At 67.4% G+C, this 20,067-nt stretch carries 23 protein-coding genes and 1 pseudogene; 4 read left to right on the forward strand and 20 right to left on the reverse strand.

All coding sequences use genetic code 11. The features are described from left to right. Positions 1 to 75 precede the first annotated feature (75 nt). From IPL89_12050 to IPL89_12070, 5 genes are read right to left on the reverse strand one after another with little or no spacing between them, the layout of a single operon-like run. Positions 76 to 2,478 (reverse strand): serine/threonine protein kinase, encoded by a 2,403-nt coding sequence (locus tag IPL89_12050; protein ID MBK9063908.1) that lies wholly within the window; start codon positions 2,476 to 2,478, stop codon positions 76 to 78. Between the two features lie 19 nt (positions 2,479 to 2,497). Next, positions 2,498 to 4,573 (reverse strand): S9 family peptidase, encoded by a 2,076-nt coding sequence (locus tag IPL89_12055; GenBank protein MBK9063909.1) that lies wholly within the window; start codon positions 4,571 to 4,573, stop codon positions 2,498 to 2,500. 31 nt (positions 4,574 to 4,604) lie between these two features. Next, complete coding sequence (locus tag IPL89_12060; GenBank protein ID MBK9063910.1) at positions 4,605 to 5,336, reverse strand: hypothetical protein; 732 nt, start codon at positions 5,334 to 5,336, stop codon at positions 4,605 to 4,607. Position 5,337: 1 nt separating this feature from the next. Next, positions 5,338 to 7,125: a hypothetical protein gene (locus IPL89_12065; protein MBK9063911.1), complete on the reverse strand. Its 1,788-nt coding sequence runs from the start codon at positions 7,123 to 7,125 to the stop codon at positions 5,338 to 5,340. Continuing rightward, positions 7,122 to 7,484, reverse strand: a complete 363-nt coding sequence (locus tag IPL89_12070; protein ID MBK9063912.1) for an addiction module protein — start codon at positions 7,482 to 7,484, stop codon at positions 7,122 to 7,124. Before IPL89_12070 ends, IPL89_12065 begins: the two co-directional genes overlap by 4 nt. A gap of 134 nt (positions 7,485 to 7,618) precedes the next feature. Between IPL89_12070 and IPL89_12075 the strand changes: the two genes are divergently transcribed. After that, complete coding sequence (locus IPL89_12075; protein ID MBK9063913.1) at positions 7,619 to 7,951, forward strand: DUF2493 domain-containing protein; 333 nt, start codon at positions 7,619 to 7,621, stop codon at positions 7,949 to 7,951. Between the two features lie 24 nt (positions 7,952 to 7,975). Here IPL89_12075 and IPL89_12080 read toward each other — a convergent pair whose 3' ends face one another. From IPL89_12080 to IPL89_12095, 4 genes are read right to left on the reverse strand one after another with little or no spacing between them, the layout of a single operon-like run. Then, positions 7,976 to 8,200, reverse strand: a complete 225-nt coding sequence (locus IPL89_12080) for a hypothetical protein (protein MBK9063914.1) — start codon at positions 8,198 to 8,200, stop codon at positions 7,976 to 7,978. An 8-nt stretch (positions 8,201 to 8,208) separates the two neighbouring features. Beyond that, positions 8,209 to 8,559 carry a hypothetical protein gene (locus tag IPL89_12085; protein MBK9063915.1) on the reverse strand — a complete coding sequence of 117 codons (351 nt, stop codon included), beginning with the start codon at positions 8,557 to 8,559 and terminating at the stop codon, positions 8,209 to 8,211. Between the two features lie 47 nt (positions 8,560 to 8,606). Beyond that, positions 8,607 to 8,801 carry a hypothetical protein gene (locus IPL89_12090; GenBank protein ID MBK9063916.1) on the reverse strand — a complete coding sequence of 65 codons (195 nt, stop codon included), beginning with the start codon at positions 8,799 to 8,801 and terminating at the stop codon, positions 8,607 to 8,609. Positions 8,802 to 8,806: 5 nt separating this feature from the next. Next, complete coding sequence (locus tag IPL89_12095) at positions 8,807 to 9,034, reverse strand: hypothetical protein (protein MBK9063917.1); 228 nt, start codon at positions 9,032 to 9,034, stop codon at positions 8,807 to 8,809. Between the two features lie 342 nt (positions 9,035 to 9,376). On the opposite strand from IPL89_12095, the gene IPL89_12100 reads away from it, so the two are divergent. Beyond that, on the forward strand, positions 9,377 to 9,625 hold the full coding sequence (locus IPL89_12100) for a DUF433 domain-containing protein (protein ID MBK9063918.1): 249 nt from the start codon (positions 9,377 to 9,379) through the stop codon (positions 9,623 to 9,625). A 109-nt stretch (positions 9,626 to 9,734) separates the two neighbouring features. Here IPL89_12100 and IPL89_12105 read toward each other — a convergent pair whose 3' ends face one another. The 10 genes from IPL89_12105 to IPL89_12150 form a co-directional block, all read right to left on the reverse strand. Next, a complete protein-coding gene (locus IPL89_12105; GenBank protein ID MBK9063919.1) occupies positions 9,735 to 10,526 on the reverse strand; it encodes a hypothetical protein in 792 nt (263 codons plus the stop codon). Then, the gene (locus tag IPL89_12110) at positions 10,523 to 11,599 is read right to left on the reverse strand and encodes a hypothetical protein (protein MBK9063920.1); all 1,077 of its coding nucleotides are present in this window, start codon (positions 11,597 to 11,599) and stop codon (positions 10,523 to 10,525) included. The genes IPL89_12105 and IPL89_12110 overlap by 4 nt, the downstream gene beginning before the upstream one ends. A gap of 60 nt (positions 11,600 to 11,659) precedes the next feature. Further along, complete coding sequence (locus IPL89_12115) at positions 11,660 to 11,896, reverse strand: nucleotidyl transferase AbiEii/AbiGii toxin family protein (protein ID MBK9063921.1); 237 nt, start codon at positions 11,894 to 11,896, stop codon at positions 11,660 to 11,662. Positions 11,897 to 12,028: 132 nt separating this feature from the next. Beyond that, entirely contained in the window at positions 12,029 to 12,472 is a 444-nt protein-coding gene (locus IPL89_12120; protein ID MBK9063922.1) for a hypothetical protein, read from the reverse strand. A gap of 628 nt (positions 12,473 to 13,100) precedes the next feature. Further along, the gene (locus tag IPL89_12125; protein MBK9063923.1) at positions 13,101 to 13,910 is read right to left on the reverse strand and encodes a pentapeptide repeat-containing protein; all 810 of its coding nucleotides are present in this window, start codon (positions 13,908 to 13,910) and stop codon (positions 13,101 to 13,103) included. Then, positions 13,907 to 15,862, reverse strand: coding sequence for an Ig-like domain-containing protein (locus IPL89_12130; GenBank protein ID MBK9063924.1), 1,956 nt, complete (start codon positions 15,860 to 15,862; stop codon positions 13,907 to 13,909). Before IPL89_12130 ends, IPL89_12125 begins: the two co-directional genes overlap by 4 nt. 111 nt (positions 15,863 to 15,973) lie before the next feature. Next, complete coding sequence (locus tag IPL89_12135) at positions 15,974 to 16,201, reverse strand: addiction module protein (protein ID MBK9063925.1); 228 nt, start codon at positions 16,199 to 16,201, stop codon at positions 15,974 to 15,976. A gap of 21 nt (positions 16,202 to 16,222) precedes the next feature. Then, on the reverse strand, positions 16,223 to 16,435 hold the full coding sequence (locus tag IPL89_12140) for a type II toxin-antitoxin system HicB family antitoxin (GenBank protein MBK9063926.1): 213 nt from the start codon (positions 16,433 to 16,435) through the stop codon (positions 16,223 to 16,225). Further along, a complete protein-coding gene (locus IPL89_12145) occupies positions 16,435 to 16,689 on the reverse strand; it encodes a type II toxin-antitoxin system HicA family toxin (protein MBK9063927.1) in 255 nt (84 codons plus the stop codon). Before IPL89_12145 ends, IPL89_12140 begins: the two co-directional genes overlap by 1 nt. A gap of 35 nt (positions 16,690 to 16,724) precedes the next feature. Then, on the reverse strand, positions 16,725 to 17,372 hold the full coding sequence (locus tag IPL89_12150) for a YbjN domain-containing protein (protein MBK9063928.1): 648 nt from the start codon (positions 17,370 to 17,372) through the stop codon (positions 16,725 to 16,727). Positions 17,373 to 17,554: 182 nt separating this feature from the next. On the opposite strand from IPL89_12150, the pseudogene IPL89_12155 reads away from it, so the two are divergent. Together IPL89_12155 and IPL89_12160 are read left to right on the forward strand one after the other, a co-directional pair. Continuing rightward, a pseudogene (locus tag IPL89_12155) lies at positions 17,555 to 18,154 on the forward strand (type IV toxin-antitoxin system AbiEi family antitoxin domain-containing protein). Continuing rightward, positions 18,151 to 18,885 carry a nucleotidyl transferase AbiEii/AbiGii toxin family protein gene (locus IPL89_12160; protein MBK9063929.1) on the forward strand — a complete coding sequence of 245 codons (735 nt, stop codon included), beginning with the start codon at positions 18,151 to 18,153 and terminating at the stop codon, positions 18,883 to 18,885. The pseudogene IPL89_12155 and the gene IPL89_12160 overlap by 4 nt, the downstream one beginning before the upstream one ends. A gap of 222 nt (positions 18,886 to 19,107) precedes the next feature. Here IPL89_12160 and IPL89_12165 read toward each other — a convergent pair whose 3' ends face one another. Continuing rightward, positions 19,108 to 20,052, reverse strand: a complete 945-nt coding sequence (locus tag IPL89_12165; GenBank protein MBK9063930.1) for a YbjN domain-containing protein — start codon at positions 20,050 to 20,052, stop codon at positions 19,108 to 19,110. Positions 20,053 to 20,067: the final 15 nt, after the last annotated feature.

Here is a 20,067-nt window from a genome sequence, read left to right on the forward strand (position 1 = left end):
AGCTGGCGAAGCCTTTTTAACCCCGGTGGAATTTCAGGATTTCGGTGGCTTCTTAGGCCGAGGCGTTGGAATCGCCTACTTCCCCGCCGCCTTCGTCTCCGCCGGCTTCAGCCTCGCCGTGTACGCCGCCGCCTCGGCGGGCTTCTTCCAGTCGGTGTACAGGCCGGCGATCGCCTTGATCGTCCTCTGCGAAACCGCGTGGTCCTCGCCGAGGGCCTTCACCTGGATGTTCAGCGCGCGCTTGAACGCGGCTTCGGATTCCGGGAACTTCCCGAGCTTGCGATACGCCTGGCCGAGGCCCGAGAGCGTCGTGCCGACGTCGGGATGGTCGGGGCCGAGCTTCTTCGAGAGGCGCTCGATCGCCTCGCGATAGTTCGTCACCGACGCCTCGTAGTTCCCCGCGCGCAGGTAGACGGTCCCGATGTTCGCGAGCGTCCGCGCCACGGGCTCCGAGTCGTCGCCCAGCGCCTTGCGGCGCATCGCGAGCACGACCTCGAGGTTCTTCGCGGTCTTGTCCAGCTGGCCGCTGCGGAAGTAGACGTTCCCGAGGTTCTCGCGCGCGGACGCGACTTCCGGGTGATCCGGCCCGAGGAGCGCGATGTCGAGGTCGACCACGTCGAGATACGTGCGCTCGGCGCCGGCGAGATCGCCCGCATACATCTGCCCCAGCGCGAAATCGCTCAGGGCCTGGGCCACCTCCGGGTGCCGGTCCCCCTGCCTCTTCTTCGTCAGCGCCAGGCGCTCGCGCGTCAGAGCGAGGAGCTTCGGATAGTCCTCCTCGGTGGTGGCGACATAGACGAGGATGAGAAGCGCGTCGGTTTCCACCTTCGCGGCTTGCGGCTTTCCGGCGGCGGCGGGCCCGCGGACGATCCGGAGAATCTCCTCGGCCGTCACCTTCGCCTGCTTGATCTTCCCGCCTCCGCTCTCTGCCATCCCGAGGCCGTACATCGCCGCTGCGGCCTCGACGCTTTCGGCGCCGTGTATGCCGCGCACGATCTCGAGCGCTTCGCGGGCGCACGTCTCGGCCTCGGCGTACTTTTTCGAAAGCGTGTACATCTCCGAGAGCGCGGAGAGCGACTCCGCGGCCTCGGCGCTCTTTGCGCCCGCCGCCTTGACGCGCAGCTCGAGCGACGCCTTCAGCGCCTTCTCGCCCTCGGGAAATTCCGCGAGGTTCGAGAACGTCGTCCCGATCGTCTGCAGCACCGCCGCCTCGACGAGCGGCTGGCTCGCGAGCGAGACGAGCGCCTTCTCCTGCGCCTGGCGCAGCGCGTCCAGCAGCGACACGTTTCGCGAGCCCTTCGACCACGGGTCCGCGGCACCCAGCGCGTCGATGAGGAACGAGTTGATCGCGCTGGCCTTCGCGGCTTCGGCCGTCGCCCGGTCGCGCTCTTTTCGCACGCGCCCGGCCTGCACCACCATCGTCACGCCCAGCGCCACCAGCAGCGCCGCGATCACGCCCGCGGCCGCCACCATCCCGCGATGCCGCGCGACGAGCTTCTTGAGGTGGTAGATCGTGCTCGGCGGGTGCGCGAGGATGGGCTGGTTCTCGAGGTACCGCTCCACGTCCTCCGCGAGGGCCGCGGCGCTCTGGTAGCGGCCGTCCGGCTCCTTTTCGAGCGCCTTCATCACGATCGTCTGAAGGTCGGCGTCGAGGTCGAGCGGTTTCGGCGGCTCCATGCAGATCACGCGGATCGCCTGCACCACCGACATGCCGCGCGTGTTGTACGGGAGCTTTCCGGAGAGAAGCTCGTAGAGGACGACGCCGAGCGAGTAGACGTCGGATCGGAGGTCGATGTCGCGGCTGTCGCCGCGCGTCTGCTCGGGGCTCATGTACGAGAGCGTCCCGTGGATCGTCCCGACCTCGCTCATCACCGTGGCCCCCGCCACGTCCGCGTCCGTGATGCGCGCGAGACCGAAGTCGAGGATCTTGGCGCCGGCGTCCGTGACGACGATGTTCGAGGGCTTCAGGTCGCGGTGGATGACGCCGCGCTGGTGCGCGTAGTTGACGGCCTGGCAGATGGTGACGAAGTGCCGCAGGCGCTCGCGCATCTGCGAGGGGCTCGGCTGGTCGCCGCCGAGGTGCTGTCGCGCCCACGCGGCGAGCGTTTCGCCGAGGACCAGCTCCATCGTGAAGAAGTGCTGGCCGTCATCCGTGCGGCCCGCCTCGTAGAGCGCCGCGATGTTCGGATGCGTGAGCCGGGCCAGCGTCTCGGTCTCCCGCCGGAACATCCGGAGGTACTGATCGTCGACGAAGTGCCCACCGCGCACGATCTTGAGCGCGACGCGGCGCTGCGGATTCCGCTGCTCGGCCTCGTAGACGATCCCCATCCCGCCCTCGCCGAGCTTGCCGAGGATGCGGAACCCGCCGATCTCGCTCGGCAACGGCGCCGCACCCGCGACCGCGGGCGGGCGCGACGGGTCACGGTCGAGAGTCGGTTCTGCGTCGGAAGGAAGGCCGATCGGGTCGTCTGTCGTCATGGGGTCGCTGGATCGCCCCTCACCGCAGCATCATCCAGAGGTACGCGTACTGGAGCGCGGTGACGTGCGCCGTCTGCTTGTTGACGGCGCCGGACCCGTGCCCGCCCTCGGTGTTCTCGAAGTAGTAGACGGGGTGGCCGAGGGACTCCATCTTCGCGACCATCTTTCGCGCGTGGCCCGGGTGCACGCGGTCGTCCTTCGTGTTCGTCCAGTAGAACGGCGTCGGGTACTTCGCGTCCTTCGTCAGCAGCTCGTAAGGCGACCACGTCTTGATGTATGCCCAGTCTTCGGGCTTGTCGGGGTCTCCGTACTCGGCCATCCAGCTCGCGCCGGCGAGGAGCTTGTTGTACCGCCGCATGTCGGCGAGCGGCACCTGCGCCACGACGGCGCGGAAGAGGTCCGGGTAGAGCGTGAACGTCCCGCCCACGAGGAGGCCGCCCTGCGAGCCGCCCATGATCCCGAGGTGGCGCGCCGAGGTGATCTTCCGGACGGCGAGGTCTCGGGCGACCGCCGAGAAGTCCTCGAAGTTGTGGATGTGCTTTTCCTTCACGGCCGCCTTGTGCCACTCGGGCCCGAACTCCCCGCCGCCGCGGATGTTCGCGTCGACGTAGACGCCGCCCCTCGCGAGCCACGCGGCCCCGAGCGTGCCGCTGTACCGCGGCACCTCGGACTGCTCGAAGCCGCCGTAGGCGTAGAGCAGCGCCGGAGCCGTGCCGTCGGCCTTGAACCCCTTCGGCGTCACGACGAAGTACGGGATCTTCGTGCCGTCCTTCGACACGGCCTCGAACTGCTCGGTCTTCACTCCCGTCGCGTCGAAGAAGGCGGGCATGGACTTGACCTTCGCGGGCTCCGCAGTTCCGGCCAGCCACAGCGACGTCGGGGACGAATAGTCCTGGTACGTGAAGAAGTACGCGTTCGTGAGGTCGCTCGTGGCCGCGAACGACGCCGTGCCGAGGCCGGGCAGCGCCACCTCGGACCGCTTCCACGCGCCGTCCTCGAGGGAGAGCGCCGTGATGCGGCTGCGCACGTTGTCGAGCGTCTGGATCAGCACGCGGTCGCGCGTGCGATCCACGCGCGCGAGCGACACACGCGGGCCGGGCTCGAAGAGCACGTCGAACCGGCGAACGCCGCGGAGGACGTCGTCGACGGTGCCGGCGATGAGCGAGCCCGCGCGGTACGTCTTGCCGCCCGTCGTCCAGTCGCTGCGCAGGGAAAGGAGGACCCGGTCGCGGAAGAACCCGCGGAGCCGCGCGTCCTCGGGCATGTCGATCTTCACGAGGCGGCCGCCGAGGTAGAAGTACGCCTCGGTCTTGAAGAACGCGGGCGTGCGCGTGACGAGGTCGTACCGCCCGTCGCCCTGGATCTCCGAGTTGCCGTCCACGGAGACGTCCTCGGTCCTGCCCTCGAACACGGTCTTCGCCTCGGCGAGCGGCGTGCCGCGTTTCCAAAGTTTCACGAACCGCGGGTAACCCGAGACCGTGCGCGAGCCGGGGCCGAAGTCCGTCCCGACCCAGAGCGTGTCCTCATCCCGCCAGGACACGCGGTGCTTCGCTTCGGGCAGCGTGAAGCCGCCGGCCACGAACTGCTTGGACGCCGTGTCGAACTCGCGCACCACGGCGGCGTCCGAGCCGCCGGGAGAGAGCCGGACCAGGCAGCGGACGTTCGCCGGCGGGAGGCAGGACGCGCCTTTCCAGACCCAGGCCTTGCCGTCGGTCTTCGCGATCGCGTCGACGTCGAGCACCGTCTCCCACTCGGGAGAGGCCGAGCGGTACGAAGCGAGCGACGTGCGCCGCCAGATGCCCCTCTCGTGCGCGTCGTCCTTCCAGAAGTTGTAGACCGTCTCGCCGAGAAGCTCGGGGCTCGGGATCTTCTCCTTCGAGTCGAGGATCTCGAGCGTCTTCGCGTAGATCGGCTTGTACTCCTTGCGGGCCGTAAGGAGCGCCGTCGACTTCGCGTTGTGCTCGCGGACCCAGGCGAGGGGTTTGTCGCCCTGGACGTCTTCGAGCCACTGGAAGGGATCGTCGCCGGTCTGGGCCGCCGCCGATGCGGCTGTCGCGAGCGCGAGAGCCGCGAAAAACCTCGTGAATGTCTTCATGACGGGAGTTTATGACGGACGGGCGACGGGCTCAGCGCATCAGCCCGTACCGCTCCTTGATCGCCCGCTCTTCCTTCTGAAGCACTTCGGCGCGCGAGCGCAGCGCCTGCGCGCGGGTGGTGACGTTCGCGAGCTGGCCGATGGGCTCGGGCGATTCCATCGCCGCCTTCAGCGATCGCAGCACCTCCAGCGCGTCGTCGAGGCTCGCGACGCTCTCGCGGTGGTGGGCGACGCACGGCGCGGGCGGGCTGAGCGCGGCAAGGCGCGCTCTTGCCGACTCCGTCTCCCGGATCATCTTCTCGAGGCTCGACGTGTCGCCGTTCGCGAGGGCCGCCGCCATCTCCTGGCCCACGCTCTCCGCATTGCCCGTCATCGATCCCACCTGGATCCGCTCCACCGCGAAGAAGTACGCCGCGACGGCGGCTCGCATCGAAATGTCCCCGCCGCCGCCCCGCTCGCCTTCGATCGCCGCCGGAACCTGGCCGGCAGGCGCCTGCGGCGCGGCATCCTGCGCCGGGGCAGACGGCGTCGGCCCCGAGCCCGGGCGCGAATCGTAATCGTTGCTCCACGCGGCAACCCGCGCAGGCGGTGGAACGATTTGCTCCGGCGCTCGCGGGGCGATGCGCTCGATCTTCGTCGGCGGCGCAGGAGCAGCCTCGGGTGCGGAAGCCTTTCCCAGCTGGTATGCCAGCGCGAGAAGCGCCGCGCCCGCCACGGCCACGACTCCCATCAGGAAGCCCTTGTTCACGCTGACGTTCGCCACTTCAGATCCGCGGCGTCGTCCCGCCGATCTCGAGCCACGAGAACCACGCCGGGTGGTTCTCGCGGTACCACTCCAGCACCTTGCGGATCGTCTTCTGCTTGTCGCGCGGGACGACCTTGTCGTCGATGCGGTCGAAGTGGATCCGGATCGTGTCGCCGTCGTGCTCGAGCGCCTGGGTGAGCATGGTCTGCAGCTCGTTGCGGATGCGGCCGGAGTCGGAGACCTTCACCGGGCGCGTCGTGTAGTCCACGCCCGACATGAAGCGGACGAGGAGAGGGCTGAAGACGTGGCGCGCCGTGTCGAGCGGCTCCATCAGCCGGAACGTGAACGTGACGAGGCTCGAGGCCTGGTGCGCGGCGAGCTTCGTGGTCACCTTGTACACCCCGTCGGCGACGCGCGTGACGCCGGGCGTCCCCGTGTACGGGTCGTCGCAGATGTAGCCGGTCGACGCCAGCACCCGCCAGTTCTTGGCGGGGACGAAGTCGCCGGGCCTGAGCGCGGCGCGGCCCGTCGGCACGTTGCAGGCCCTCGCCTCGCGGATCGCGTCCGCGTACGAGGAAATCCGGCCCACCTGGACGTCCCGGCCGCCCACCACCTCGCGCACCCGCTGTGCGAAATCGGAATTGTCGGGGTCGAGCGCCATGAGCCTTCCCTCGGCGCCACACGGGAAGTCGAAGCCGGGCGAGAAGAGCGACATCGAGGCGTCCACGTCCAGCACGTCCGCGAGGCTGGCCGCCTGCATCGCCTCGGCCGTCGCGGCGTAGCCGTCGCAGAGGAAGACGTGCGTCTCTCCCGCCTTGTCCGCCCAGCTCCCGATGAGGAACGTCGGCGCGTACGTCCCCGAGTCCGTGAACACCTCGAGGCCCGACGGCGCCTTCCACCCGTCCTCCACGAGGTGGACGCCCAGCGCCTTCCACTCTTCCCAGAGCGCACCGAGGCGCGCCACGCGGTTCTTGCCCTGCAGCGTCCAGACGTGGATGTTCCCGCGCTTCACGCCGGGGTAGGCCGATTCGATCGCCCGCGTCACGTCGGCGCGCGGCGTGCGGTAGTCGAGCAGCAGCGACGCGCGGTCGGCCGCCTCGGCCACGCGGCGCGGCACCGTGAGGCAGCCCATGTACGACTCGTACGGCCGCGCGAGGACGAGCGGCGAGTCGAAGAGGTGGAAGACCGACATCGGGCCCGTCTTCTTCCCCTCGGCGAAGCGCACCGTGTTCTCGAGCGTGTCCACGGCGGCGCCCCAGATCGTGATGCCGCGCGACTTCAGCCAGTCGTGGAAGTGCTCGAACGTGTGCCCGGGCTCGTTCAGCAGCCGGCGCACCCTCTTGTCCACGACGCGCGCGACTTCGGGGCGCGCGTAGACGCGGCCGAAGCCGAGGAGCGGGTTGGCGCCCATCTCCGCCGTCTCGCCCGCCTTCGGCATCAGGCCCTCGCCGAGGCAGACCATGATCGCGTGGTTCTCGGGCAGCGTGCGCGTCAGGTGCCAGAGCCCCTCGCTCATCACGTACGCGCTGATCGCGTCCGCCGCCTTCTTCGCCTGGTTCAGCGCCGCCTTGTCGGCCCCGGCCCCCTCGCCGTAGCCGCCGAAGAGGCGCGTCCCGAGCGCCGTGGCCGCCGACGTCATCGCGAGGCACCGGGCGATGCCGCGGGGCGTGAACGAGTGGTCCGAGACGGGCTCGGGCTGGGAGCGCTCGAGCTCGACGTCCTCCAGCCACAGGTGGAAACGCAGAAGCACCGGCCGGGTGTCGAACGCCCACTGGGCGACCAGGGTGCGCTTGTCGATGGGTCTCATCCTCCCCTCGAGCCGACGTCGGTGTTGCCCGTACAGTATCGACCGGCGGGAGGAGCGGCAAGCCTCAGAAGGGGTTCATCTGGCGGGGACGTGGGGGCAAAGCTGGTTAGGCGTCGTGCTGCGCCTGGGGTGAAAGCGAGCCTTGGGGACGGACGGGCCGGCAGCGAACCTGTCGCCGGTATCTCGCGTACTTTTCCTTCTCGCATTTCCGCAAGGCGCCGCTCCGCCACCTCGAGCCAGAGCGTCTTCCGCTCGGGCTCCGGCAGCTCGTCGAGGCTCCTCAGGAGGCGGTCCGCAAGGGCGGCCCGCTCGTCCAACGGCAGCTTCAGGGCGGCGGCGAGAAGGTCTTCGCGCGTCACGAAGGGAATTGTATCCCCGCGGCGCAGCAATCCCGGGCCCTCGGCCAGCCCCGTGTCGGGGTATTTCGCCGGCCGCGAGAAGCGTCCGCTCGCAGACAGTCCTTGTCCTCGCGGAATCCTTATCCTGGAGCCGAATGATCGTAGCCGTCACCGGGGGCAGAGACTTCAACGACATCGAGCGGGTCAGGCGCGCCCTGTACCGCCTGGATCCGACGCCGACGCTTCTCCTCCACGGGGCCGCGGTCGGCGCGGACACGCTCGCCGCACAGGTGGCGGGGGAACTCGGCATCCCGACGGAGGCGTACCCCGCGGACTGGGAGAAATACGGGAGGACCGCGGGCCCCCGACGCAACGAGGCGATGATCTCCAGAAAGCCCGATCTTCTCCTGGCCTTCCCCGGGGCCTCGGGCACGCGCAACATGACGCGTCAGGCGATCGCCGCCGGAATCCCCGTGCTAGAGGTTTAGCGGGTCGATACCCGGCAGACCGATCTACTCGTCGGGATCCGCGAGCCGGGGAAAGACGGGCGATTCCTCCTCGCGAGGTCGCGGATCGCCGTACACGGTGTCGCCGCAGATGAGGTCGATGCCACGGCACGCGCGTTCGACGGCTCGGCGCATTCGCTCCACCGGCGGCAGAGGCCGGCGCCGCACGAACGCGACGACCTCGCCCCGGCGCGCGTCCTTGCCGTAGAGCGATTCCAGGTCGGAGAGCATGGGGAGATTCATCCCCGCCTCCCCTGCAGCCCGCGGAGCGCGGACCAGACATCCATGTAGGCGTGCGCGCGCTGCGGGTCCGCCTTTGCAACTTCGCTCTTGAAGTTCGGGTAGTCGAGCGCGGCCACGCGCTCGGCGACGAAGGCCGCGAGCACCTCGCGCGACGTCGTGAGCCGGAAGCCGTAGTCGGCGTCGGGCGACTCCACCACCGTCGGCCGCGCGCCCCGCCGCGCCGCGAAGTCGGCGAACCGCTCGAGATCCGCCCGCACGCGCCCACGAACGAGAAGCGCGTCGTCAGGGCGCGTGGAATTCAGGTTCCGGACGATGGAGAGGAAGCCGGATGTCGTGATCAGCCACATCTGCCCGGAAGATACTGTCAGGAAACGGACATCGAATGTCCACCCGGTCAGCGGGCAGCGTTGCGGTCGCGCTGCCGGGACATCTCCTCGATGCTCCTGAACTTCCGAACCCCCGGAGAGCGGCGCACCGGCGCGAGCTTCTCGAGGCTCGACAGCGCACAGGCGATCCGGAGATTCTCGGGGTCGAGCGGCCGGAGCGGCGGCTGGCCCTTCATCTCTTCCACGGAGCGGAACTTCCGCACGCCCATCATTCGTCCTTCAGGCCGAAGCGCACGCGGATCGTCTCGGCATCCAGCCGATCCTGCGGCCTGACCGTGTCCTTCTTCATCCTGTAAAGCATACGCGGCGTCGCCACTCGCGCCCGGACTCCCTCCACGTTCACGTCCTCCGCTTCGAGGTCCTCGTAGCGAAACGCTTCGCCGAGGCGCGACAGGATGTCCATCGAATACCGCCCGTGGGGCGGCGTGTACTCCACCGCGGGAGGGCCTCGCGTTTTCCCGCGCCCGGCGCGCCCTTCGCGGGGCTCGGCCCGCGGGCGGCGGGGGGCCGCCGGGGGCGCCCGGGGGGCGGTCCGCCGCGCCTTCCCCGGGCGGGCCGCGGCCGGCCGCCGGGCCGCGCGGCCGCGGGCGGGGCCCCCCCCGGCGGCGGCCCCGGCCCCCCCTAGTCCCCGCCGAGGTCGGCCGCCGTGATCTCGTCCACGTTTGGGTCGTCGTCGAACACGCTCTTCAGCGCTCGGCGAAGCCGGGTGACACTCTCTTCGTCCGTCTCTCTTACGGTTAAGCAGGCAGGGGCCTAGACTTACGGTGACGGTGTCGTCATGACCAGAGAAGAGTTGCTTTCCCGCATAACGATCAACCCCAAGGTTTGCTTCGGAAAGCCGTGCATCCGGGGGCACAGGATCTGGGTGTCGCTGATTCTCGACCTTCTCGCGAGCGGGATGAGCAGCCAAGAAATCCTGAGCGACTACCCGGACCTCGAAGAGGCCGACGTCCGCGCCTGCATCGCCTACGGGGCGGAAATGGCGCGCGAGCGCTACGTAGAGGTACCTCTCGGCGACGCCCATTGAAGCTCAAGCTGGACGAAAACCTGGGCCATCGCGCTCAATGCGCGCGCGATTTCGGCTGTCTCCCCTCCCCGGCCCCCACCCGCACGAGCCCCCGGGGCACCTCCTGCGATCAGCCTTCGAGCATCACGGCGAGCCGATTGAACGTCTCGGCGACGTATTCGCGCGACGGCCGCTGCTCTCGCGGGATCTGCCCCATCACTTTCGCCACGGCCGACGAAGTCGCCTGGCCGCAATCGCGCCGCAAGAGCGAGGCCGCCGCCTCGAGGCTCGGCGCTCCGAGTTTCAGGCGAATCTGTTCGGTGTCGGCCTCCATCTTCTCCCTTAGCCCCCGGCCCTCGTCGGCCAAATCGAAGATGTAGAAAAGATCCTTGTCTCGCTTGGTCGCGCGCCGGCTCGAGAGCGTCTGAACCTTCTGAAGCAGGAACGCGCCCAGCCGCGGCACCCGTACGGTTCCGACGAAGTTCTCCGTCTCCGACCTCTCGTCGATGGGCAAGACAAGCGGATCTTCGAGCAGAACGTCCAGCGTCCTGAGTTGCTGAGCGACGACGCCTCCCGTCCTGAGCGTCGCCTCAATTCCGGCTCCGCGCGCAGGGGTCAGAAAATCGACGACCGCCTCGGGCGCCTCCCGCGAAGGCCATGCGTATCGCGTCACAGGAGGGGTGTTCTCACCGGCCATTTCTTCCTCGAAGGCGGCTTCCGCGAGGAGAAGATCGAGGCCGCGGCCATGCGGCAACGGCCTCGGCAGCGCGACGTCGACGTCTAGCGTGAACTCGCCCGGCAAGCCGGCAGAACCGGTCAGATACTTTCGATAGAGGTACCACGCCCAACCGCCGACGATCACCACCTCGCCGAGCCGCGGTTCGAGCGCCTTGAGGACGTGGACGAATCCCCCAATCTTCATTTCGCCACCCACGCAGGCCGCAATCGGCGTTCGAGGATGACGTCAGCCTGCTCTTTGCCTCGCTGGGCGAAGCAGCTCAGGTCGAGGAAGAGCTGCAGGTCGCTGACCACCCTGAGCCCTTCAACGACCCTCGACTCGAACAGGACCGAGTGCCGATAGAAGGGCGATAGGACGACGAGGTTCGCCTCTCCTTCCGCCGGTCTCGCCTGCAGTGCTCTTGCGAACTCCGCTTCGAGCTTCGGCTGCTCGGGTGAGATGTAAAGGTGCACCTCGCGGAACTGAACAAATCCTGCAACGAGCGACGCTCCCCCATGAAGACTCAGACCCCATGCCGGGTCTGCAGCCCCCCGGAGCCCCTTCAGCCGCTCGAGCAATTCCTCGGCGTTTCTCGCATGGACGTAGTACCGGGATTCGTCCTGCCTTCGAAACCGCGGCCGATAGAAGGAGACCCACTCTTCGAGAAGGTCCTCTCGCGCGACGAGCTCGAGCCGTTGCTGATTCGACTTCAGGTAACCCATCTCCCGCAGCCTGACCAGGCCGTTCGAGACCGCCGAGGGACTCAGGCCGATCCTTCCGGCAAGCTCTCGGACACCAACCTGTTGGGCGGGCCTCATGAGCAGGTAGCGAAGCAACTTCGAGTTTCGATCCGCGAAAACACCCGCGGCAGGCCTCCTGGCCTGGGCCGATTTTTCCGCGACCTCCCTGTCCACGAGAAAGCCGCGCGACTTGAAGAACCTGTTCCCGGACAGGTCGCCAAACCACACGCCTTCCTGTCGAAGCCGCTCCCGCATCGGCCGCCCGAGATGCTCCGCAAAGATCACGGGCTGCACTTCACGCTCTGAATGACTTCGGAGCTGGTGGAGCGCGTGCTCGATCGGCACACGACGCGCATTCGACTCGAACTCGACGGCGCACATCTTCCGCTCCCCGCCGGGAAGCTCGACTTCCATCTCCGCGTCGGGGCGCCACTGTTGATGGCGGCCCCCCTTCACCCAGCGCACGGCCGCGCCAGCCTCTGAAAGGTAGGCCTCCAGGGCCTTCCGCCCGCGGCTTTCGATACTCGGCGCGTTCATCGCAATCGTCGTGTTTACGGTTCCGTAAACATAGTGATTATAGCGAACAGCCGCGGTGGGTCAATTCTCCTCGCGCTTCTGCCCTCCCGGATGCGGATCACGGTGGTCATCTCGCTCCAGGACCGCGGTGAAAGGCCCCCGCTCTGAAAGCGTGCGCACACCTTCATCAACGGCATCCCTCAGCACCGCCTCGAGCGCCTTTCCGGATGGCGCCTCGACCGCCGTGTAGTCGAGATCCTCGGAAAAGCGATATTCGCCGAAGTACAGCTTCTTCAGGGCGGTGCCGCCCTTGAACACCAGCGCTGATCTCAGCTCCGGGCTGCGCGCTTACGGCCGCGAGAAGGTGGCCGATCACGTAGTCCTTCGCGACCGTGTCGAGCGGAAGGCCGAGCTTGCGTGCGCGCTGCTGGAGCGTCTTCTGGAGCGGGATCATGATGACGATGATGATCGCGACCGGGCGCTCGTGAAGTTGTCCTGCAGCATCCACTCACGGATGACCGGTCCCTGCGCCGGCCTCGCCGGGTCCAGCCGCTGCACCCCAGTCACCGGCACCGCCCTCAGCCGATTGAGGATTGCGCGCGGGGCGCCTCCGGCTTCGAGCGCCCATCCGAGGCGCTTCGCTGTGACAGCGACCTTGATCTCGACGGCGTACCGAGCGAGCCTCTCCAGATCCAACGCCTTGCGATGTTCGTCCAGCACGGATACCGCCTCGGCCAGACCGCCGAACGCTCTCGGAGAAAGGAACATCTCCAGGACCGTCCGCTCCTTGTCCGTGATCGGCACTTTGTTCTCGGCGTCCACCCACACCTGTTCAATTCCGATGAACTTCGCGACGGCCACCGAGAAGAAGAAGATGCGGAGATCGTCGACCACCCAGGACGGGGGGGGCTCCCCAATCGCGGCGCCCCGTCCTCGTTCTGTGGTTTTTGGGGGTCGGGGTCCCGGCCCCCCCCGGGGCGCCTTCGGGGGGGGGGCCCCGGGGGCCCGCCCGGCGTTTTCCGGGGCGCGTGAGCGGGCGACCCCTTGCCGCGCATGGATGGCGTCATGATCTTCTTCGTCGTCATGCACGTGATGGCTTGCGGAGCTTGTTCGGACAGCCCGTGAAAGTTCAGGGCCGAGGCGTGGCTGATGGCCGACGGAGTAAACATCGCCGTCGCGATCGCGAAGTCGTGAGGCGCGCGGCTTCCGGGCAGCTTGCCGGTCACGGTGTACAGCCCCCGCTTCAGCCGGCGAATCAGCCCAGCGTCGGCCATCAGGGCGAGAAGAATGTTCGTTCGAGCCGGGTCGAGACGCCTCCCCTTGCCGGCTTCCTGGCGCCTCCTCGGAGGTGAAGATAGGTCGGCCCGAATCCACGAGCTCCCCCAGGATCCCCAAGCCCCCGGTCTGGCCGTACCCAGTCTTGTCCGTCTTTTCGCTCATATGTCTTGAGCCACGTTAATATGGTTTAAATATATTTACGTGGCAAGAGCGAACGCGTGCCGCGCGGGAACGTTTGGCTTAGTCACTTGGGCTCGGGTGACTTTGAGACTCCGAAACGCCGAAGAGCCCCTATGACCGCGTCCGACTCCACGTCAGTCATTTCCCTAAAGCCCGACTTCGCAATCATCACGACCGGACTCGATGACGCGGAATACAGACGCGCCATTTCCTCGTAGCGGGCCCGGGACTCCAATCGGAGCTTCGGCTCCACCTCTGCCATTACCTCGATCAATGAGGACGGGGCTACCGCGAAGTTCGAGTCGTGGTGTGGCCAAGTCACGTCCCTCAGGCTGCCCCCGACGATTCCGAGGTCTTCAACGTAGGCTCTGCCGGCGTCGAGATCCGACACAGTGCAGTCGACTAAGTTGCAGGACGACACGTTGCCAGACAGCGTGAGACCCTGAATATGAGTCTGCCGAAAAGTGAGGTCTCTCGCATCCACTCGGTCAAATTCGCATGCCACGAAGCTGGAATCAATGACCTGGGCCCCACCGAACGCCACATCCGAGAACGTCGAGCGCTCAAACGTACAGCCTTTGATAAGCCCCATCAGGCGACGCCCGAATCTGACACGATCAAACCGGCATCCCGTGAACGACGTTCGTTCGAGCCGCGCCCCATCCAGCGTCAGGCCCTGAAACGTGCAGCCTTCGAAGGAGGCATGACCCCAGAGCCGCGGGCGGGCGTGTACGTCGCCGAGGTCCGTGTCGTCGAACGAGCGGTTCGCGTTCACCCGCCTCGTCCAGCGAAAGCCCCCGGGAAATCTGACCCGCTGCACGGCCGCCGTGCCATTCATTGCGATGGAGGCGCCGCGGTCCGTCAGACCGTTCATTTCGTGAAGAGCGGATCCAGACTGAGCCACGCAGGCCTCCCCGGGGGCGGGCTGGTCACGTACTGCCGCATGTGGCGATCCCACTGACCCGGCGTCGTGATGTCCCACCCCCGGTTCGTTCCTGGATTCCACATGTCCGGACCGTATTCGAAAGGAACGGTGTAATGCAAACCTCTGAGCCCGAATCGCGTCTGCGCGCGCGATTTAGAAACGAGGTCAATGACCGTGCCCCTTGCCGCGCCAGCAAGATCTCCACCCGAGAGTGCTTGTTCCGCCATGCCTGGTTTTGCTCCGAGCCGCACCAACGAATCGATGCTCCCCGATGCAATCGCTGAATCCACGTTTCTTGTCGCTTTTCGAACTATGAAATTGAGGCTGATGCCACGATAGGTATCTGCGGCCAGGTTTCCGACGTACGAAGCTGACGACGCCCCGGGGCGAGCTGCGGACAGTACTCCCGCAGCGGACAGGCCGAGGTCAGCTACGCCACCGCCGAACGCGTCCCCGGCCTCGGCTTTAGACATTCCGTAGCCGGAACCAACCCTGAATTCGAGGGCTCCTTCTGCAACTCCGGTCAGCCCCGTTGCATCGGCAACGGATAGTCCGAACGCTTCTGCCCGATTACCGCGCCCCTCTGCCAGCTGCTGTGTGCGTCGGATGTCATAACGCTCGTGGAACGACTGTCCCCCGAGTAGGAGGCCGCCACCTAACAACAGGGGCGCTACCGGCGCGGCCCCGAGGGCAAGGGCCGCCCCAGAAGCGACTGCGGTCGTCTGAACGGTGCGTCTCGCGACGGCGGTCATTGCGGCGTTCGCCTTTGTCGCCGCGGCCTGGACCTGCCGGACCTCCGCGGTCAGGTTCGGATCCTGGTACGCGAACCGGAACTGCTGCTGACATCCCCACGCGACGCACAGCCCCAACGGATCCACCACCTCGTGCGGCCTGCCCCCACCGAACAGGTACTGATTCGGCGAGTCGATGTCCTCCAGCGGATCCGGCGACAGGAACGTTCCCGTCCGAGGGTCGTACCAGCGGTGGCGCATATAGATGAGGCCGGTGACGGGGTCCGTCCAGTGCCCATGCCAGCCCAGCGCCTGCCCGCCCGGGAACGCCGGCCCTGCCGAGGTCGCCTGAACGCTCGCCTGCGCCACCGGCCGCCGCGGCTCGTGGCGCGTGTCGAACGGCCCCGACTTCGGCACCGTGAAGCTGAAGTCCTCGGCGTTCGTCAGCGGCTGCCCGCGCACGTCGCGGATGGCGTCCGTGACGCGCACGCGGTACGTCGCCCCACGCTCCCATCCGCCCAGGGGCCGCAGTCCGATCTCGTTGACAGAGCCCCCGTGCGCGCTGGGTGCGATCGTCGCGCTCCCCCGCGGCTCCTCCTCCCAGCCGCCCGCGACCTGTTTCTCCACGACGATCCCGTCCGCGTACGTCGCCGGGTCGACCTCGGTCGTGAACTTCAGCTTGAGCGTGTTGCGCGCCGGGCCGGAGTCGTCCGGGCGCGGCCGCGGTTCTCCGATCTCGACCGTCCACGTAGCGTTGGTGGAATTGACCGGGCGCCCGCTCCGGTCCTTGACGGTGTCGCGGACCTTCACCGCCCACAGCCCGGGCTCGAAGCCGGCGTTCGGGGTGATTGCGATGAGGTGGTGCGCGGGCAGCAGCTCGCCGGCCGCAAACTCGTCCCCCTTCAGCCACGTGACGCGCCGCTCGGGGATGCGCACGCGGCCGAGAAAGACACCGCGGTTCGTGGTGGCGGGGTCGACGTCGGCGGGAAGCTTGACGACGAGGTATCCCGCGATCGCCCCGGGACCTGTCTTCTGTCCGACCTCGAGGCCCGTCGCCGTGAGGAAGGTGTACGCGCCTTCCTTGAATTCGACCGTCCAGCGGGGCTCGGCCGCCCGGACATCCACTGCGAGGAGAAGCGAAGCCAAGGCCGATATGAGCGACCGCTTCATCGATGTACCCCCGGTGGCGGGGCAAATCCTATCGCTCGAAATCAGGGCAAGTAAAGCGCCGCGCCAACCCCGGGACCGGGGGCGGCCTGCGCCTCGGGGTGAAAGCGAGCCTTAGCGGGACGTGACGGCCCGGCCACGGGCGAATACCTCGTCTGCCGGTATCTCGCGTACTTTTCCTTCTCGCATTTCCTGAAGGCGCCGGTCCGCGACCTCGAGCCAGAGCTTCTTCCGCTCGGGCACTGGCAGCTCGTCGAGGCTCCTCAGGAGGCGCTCCACAAGTGCGGCTCGCTCGTCCAGAGGCAGCTTCAAGGCAGCGGCGAGAAGGTCTTCACGCGTCACGAAACGATCGTAGCGCTCGCCTCAGGCGTACTGGAGCCGCCGGCCCTTTGGCTCGGGAACCGGATCTCCGAACTCGCGCGCCGTGTCGAGCCAAAGGGAGATCGCATGCTGCGCCTCGGCCAGCGCTTTGGCGGGGGTTTTCCCGTGCGCCGCGCAGCCCGGGAGCTCCGGCACTTCGGCCACGAACACCCGATCCTCGGCACTCCAGAAAATGATGATTTCGTAGCGGTGCATCAGAGGTCTCCCCCAAGACGATAGCGCAGGATCACGGCACGCACCTGACGGACCTGATAAGTCTTGGCATGTTTTCCGTCGCGCTGCAGGTTGATTCTCTCCTCGATCCCTGCTTGCCGGAAGATGTGATGACTTCCGCTCGTACGTTCGTCGAACCCCAGCCCCGCCAGAAGCCGGCAGAGGTCATTGAACCCGATCGTCGCATCGGAATCCCCACGCAGGATCTTCTCGAGGAGGGCTCGCTGCCTCGACATAAGGTCATTCTACGCACGCCCCCGCAGCCATATCCCTACTGCACCCCCACCCCATCCGCCCCATCCTCGAACGCCCTTCGCCCCCCGAACTCCTTCTGCAGCATCCCGCCGAACTCGTCGGCGAGGCTGCCCACCACCACGCAGGCCCGCTTCACGTGCTCGGCCACGAACGGCGCCACGAACATCTCCGCGACGACGATCACTCTCCCCTCCACCACGAAGAACCGCGCGAGGCGCATAGAGGCGTTCAGCTCGTTGAGGCGGTCGAGGAGCCGGTCGTCGGCCTCCACGTCCTCCAGCACCGGCGAGAACATCCTCACGCACAGCGGATCGTCCAGCACTCGGACGTACACGGCGGCGCTCCCGAATCGCAGCGCCACGTCCCCGTCCCGCGTGAACCCGAGGTCCGGGTTCCCCGACCCTTCCCGGACCGCCTCCAGGACGAGCGCCCTGAGGTCCTGCACGGCGTCCTCGCGGGGCTTCTCGGGCGGCGGCGCGGGCTCCTCGCGCTTCAGCCCGAGCGTCGGGACCAGGATCGTCCGCTGCTTCTTGTCGAACGCCTTGTACATGAGAGACCCCGGATGCGGGATCTCGAACACCTCGGTCAGCGCGCACGGCCATCCGGGCCGCGTCGGCGCACGGAACCGGCCGGTCGAAGTCCCGGAAGAAGTTCGGGGAGCCACGCGTCCCCGTGGGAGACGACCAGCCGATCCTCCGCAGCAGCGCCATCTGGCCGGCGCTCAGCGCGTGAGCCTCGTCGAGGTAGTTGTTGCCGACGCACTCGGCGCGCAGCCCGAACGATCCCTTCGCCGGCTTGCGTGAGCCAGCGTTGACATTTTTATCTTATATGTCAACAATCTCTCACATGGCCGCCGCTCCCGCCGTTCCGCGCACGCTCGCTCGTCGAAGCATCTTCTCCGCGGCCGAAGCGGTCGCGGCCGGCGTGCACCCGCAGACCCTTGCTCGGCTCGTCGACCGGGGCGCGGTCGAGCGCGTGAGCCATGGCAGGTACCGTCTCCCGGACGCAGAGATCACCGAACACCATGGCCTCGCGCTGGCGGCGTCAGCCGTGCCGAAGGGCGTCGTCTGCCTGCTGTCCGCGCTCCGCTTTCACGACGTCACGACCCAGAACCCTTCGGAAGTCTGGCTGGCGATCGAGCGGCGATCCCGCGCGCCGCAGCTCGACTACCCGCCCCTGCGCGTATTCCGCTTTTCGGGTCGAGCGTTTACGCGAGGTGTCGAGAGAATCGCCTGAGAAGGCCGCCACATTCGCATCTACAGCCTCGCGAAGACCATCGCCGATCTCTTCAAATACCGGCACAAAGTGGGTCTGGAGGTCGCGGTGGAGGCCCTCCGTGAATCGATCAGGTCGAGAAAGGTCAAGCCCGGTGAGATCGACCCCTTCGCCCGCATCTGCAGGGTTCGAGAGGTGATGCGTCCGTACCTCGAGGCGCTTGTGGAATGAGTCAGCCGAACTCGGGCCTCGTCCAGTCCCTCCATGCGCGCATCGTCAATCATGCGAAAGGGCTTCGGGTCGAGCCCACACTCCTCTTCACACGCTTCGGGCTGGAGCGGTTTCTCTATCGCCTGTCGAAATCCACCTACGCCGACTCGTTCGTCCTCAAGGGTGCGCTCATGATGCTTGTCTGGGCGGGCGAATCGGTGCGTGCGACTCGTGATGCGGATCTCCTCGGCTTCGGGGAGATCACGTCCGAGAAGCTCGAACGGATCTTCCGGGACATCGCCGTCATCCCGTGCGACCCGGACGACGGCGTGGCTTTTCTGCCTGACACTGTCGCCGCTTCGGCGATCCGCGAAACCGACCAATACGGAGGTCAGAGGGTAAGAGCCGGGGGGCGGCTCGGCACCGTGAAGCTCGCTCCAAGTCGATGTTGGCGTCGGCGACGCCGTGTATCCGCCACCGGAATGGCTCGAGTTCCCGTCCCTTCTGGACGTCCCGAGGCCGATGCTCCGCACCTATCAGGCCGAGACGTCGATTGCGGAGAAGCTCCACGCGATGGTGGTTCTGGGCGAGTCGAACACCAGAATGAAGGACTACTTCGATGTGGCCACGCTCGCGCGGATTCGGGAATTCGACGGGGCGGCGATGGCCCGTGCGATCCGGGACACATTCGAACGAAGAAACACCCCCATCGTCGCAATGCCGGCGGGCCTGACGAGTCGTTTCGGCCGTGACGCGGGAAAGCAGCGGCAATGGGAGGCGTTCGTTTCAAAGAACCGAATCGATGCCGCGATGGGGTTCGAGGCCTGGGTCCTGCGCTGCGCCTTCTTCGCCGGCCCGGTCTCTGACGGCTCTCTCGCGGAAAGCGGAATTCGCCGGACGCTGGCCGGCAGGCGGACCGTGGTGGACCCCGGACGGCAAGCAAGGCGGGTGAAGAGGCCCAGGCCTGGCCACCCCTACTGCACCCCCCCCCTTCCCCCCTCCTCGAACGCCCTTCGCCCCCCGAACTCCTTCTGCAGCATCCCGCCGAACTCGTCGGCGAGGCTGCCCACCACCACGCAGGCCCTCTTCACGTGCTCGGCCACGAACGGCGCCACGAACATCTCCGCGGCCACGATGACCCTCCCCTCCACCACGAAGAACCGCGCGAGGCGCATCTCGGCGTTCAGCTCGTTGAGGCGGTCGAGGAGCCGGTCGTCGGCCTCCACGTCCTCCAGCACCGGGGAGAACATCCTCACGCACGGCGGATCGTCCAGCACGCGGACGTACACGGCGGCGCTCCCGAATCGCAGCGCCACGTCCCCGTCCCGCGTGAACCCGAGGTCCGTGTTCCCCGACCCTTCCCGGATCGCCTCCAGAACGAGCTTCCGCAGCCCCTCGACCGTGTCCTCGCGGGGCTTCTCCGGCGGCGGCGCGGGCTCCTCTCGCTTCAGCCCCAGCGTCGGGACCAGGATCGTCCGGTGCTTCTTGTCGAACGCCTTGTACATGAGAGACCCCGGATGCGGGATCTCGAACACCTCGGTCAGCGCGCGCACGGCCATCCGGCCGCGTCGGCGCACGGAACCGGCCGGTCGAAGTCCCGGAAGAAGTTCGGGGAGCCACGCGTCCCCCGTGGGAGACGACCAGCCGATCCTCCGCAGCAGCGCCATCTGGCCGGCGCTCAGCGCGTGAGCCTCGTCGAGGTAGTTGTTGCCGACGCACTCGGCGCGCAGCCCGAACGACCCCTGCGCGGCGAACTGCACGTAGGCCCAGCCGCGCTTGGCCGAGACGACCAGATACTGATCCTCTTCCAGCGCGCCGAGCGTCTCGGCGAGCTTCCTCTCGAAGGCAGGCCAGGCGCCAAGCGGCGCTTTCCTGCGGGGCGGCGACGGGAAATCGAGTCGTTTTCCGGTGAGAGTCATGAACGTCCTTTCGGG

This window comes from Acidobacteriota bacterium, from assembly GCA_016716715.1.
Taxonomy (GTDB): domain Bacteria; phylum Acidobacteriota; class Thermoanaerobaculia; order UBA5066; family UBA5066; genus Fen-183.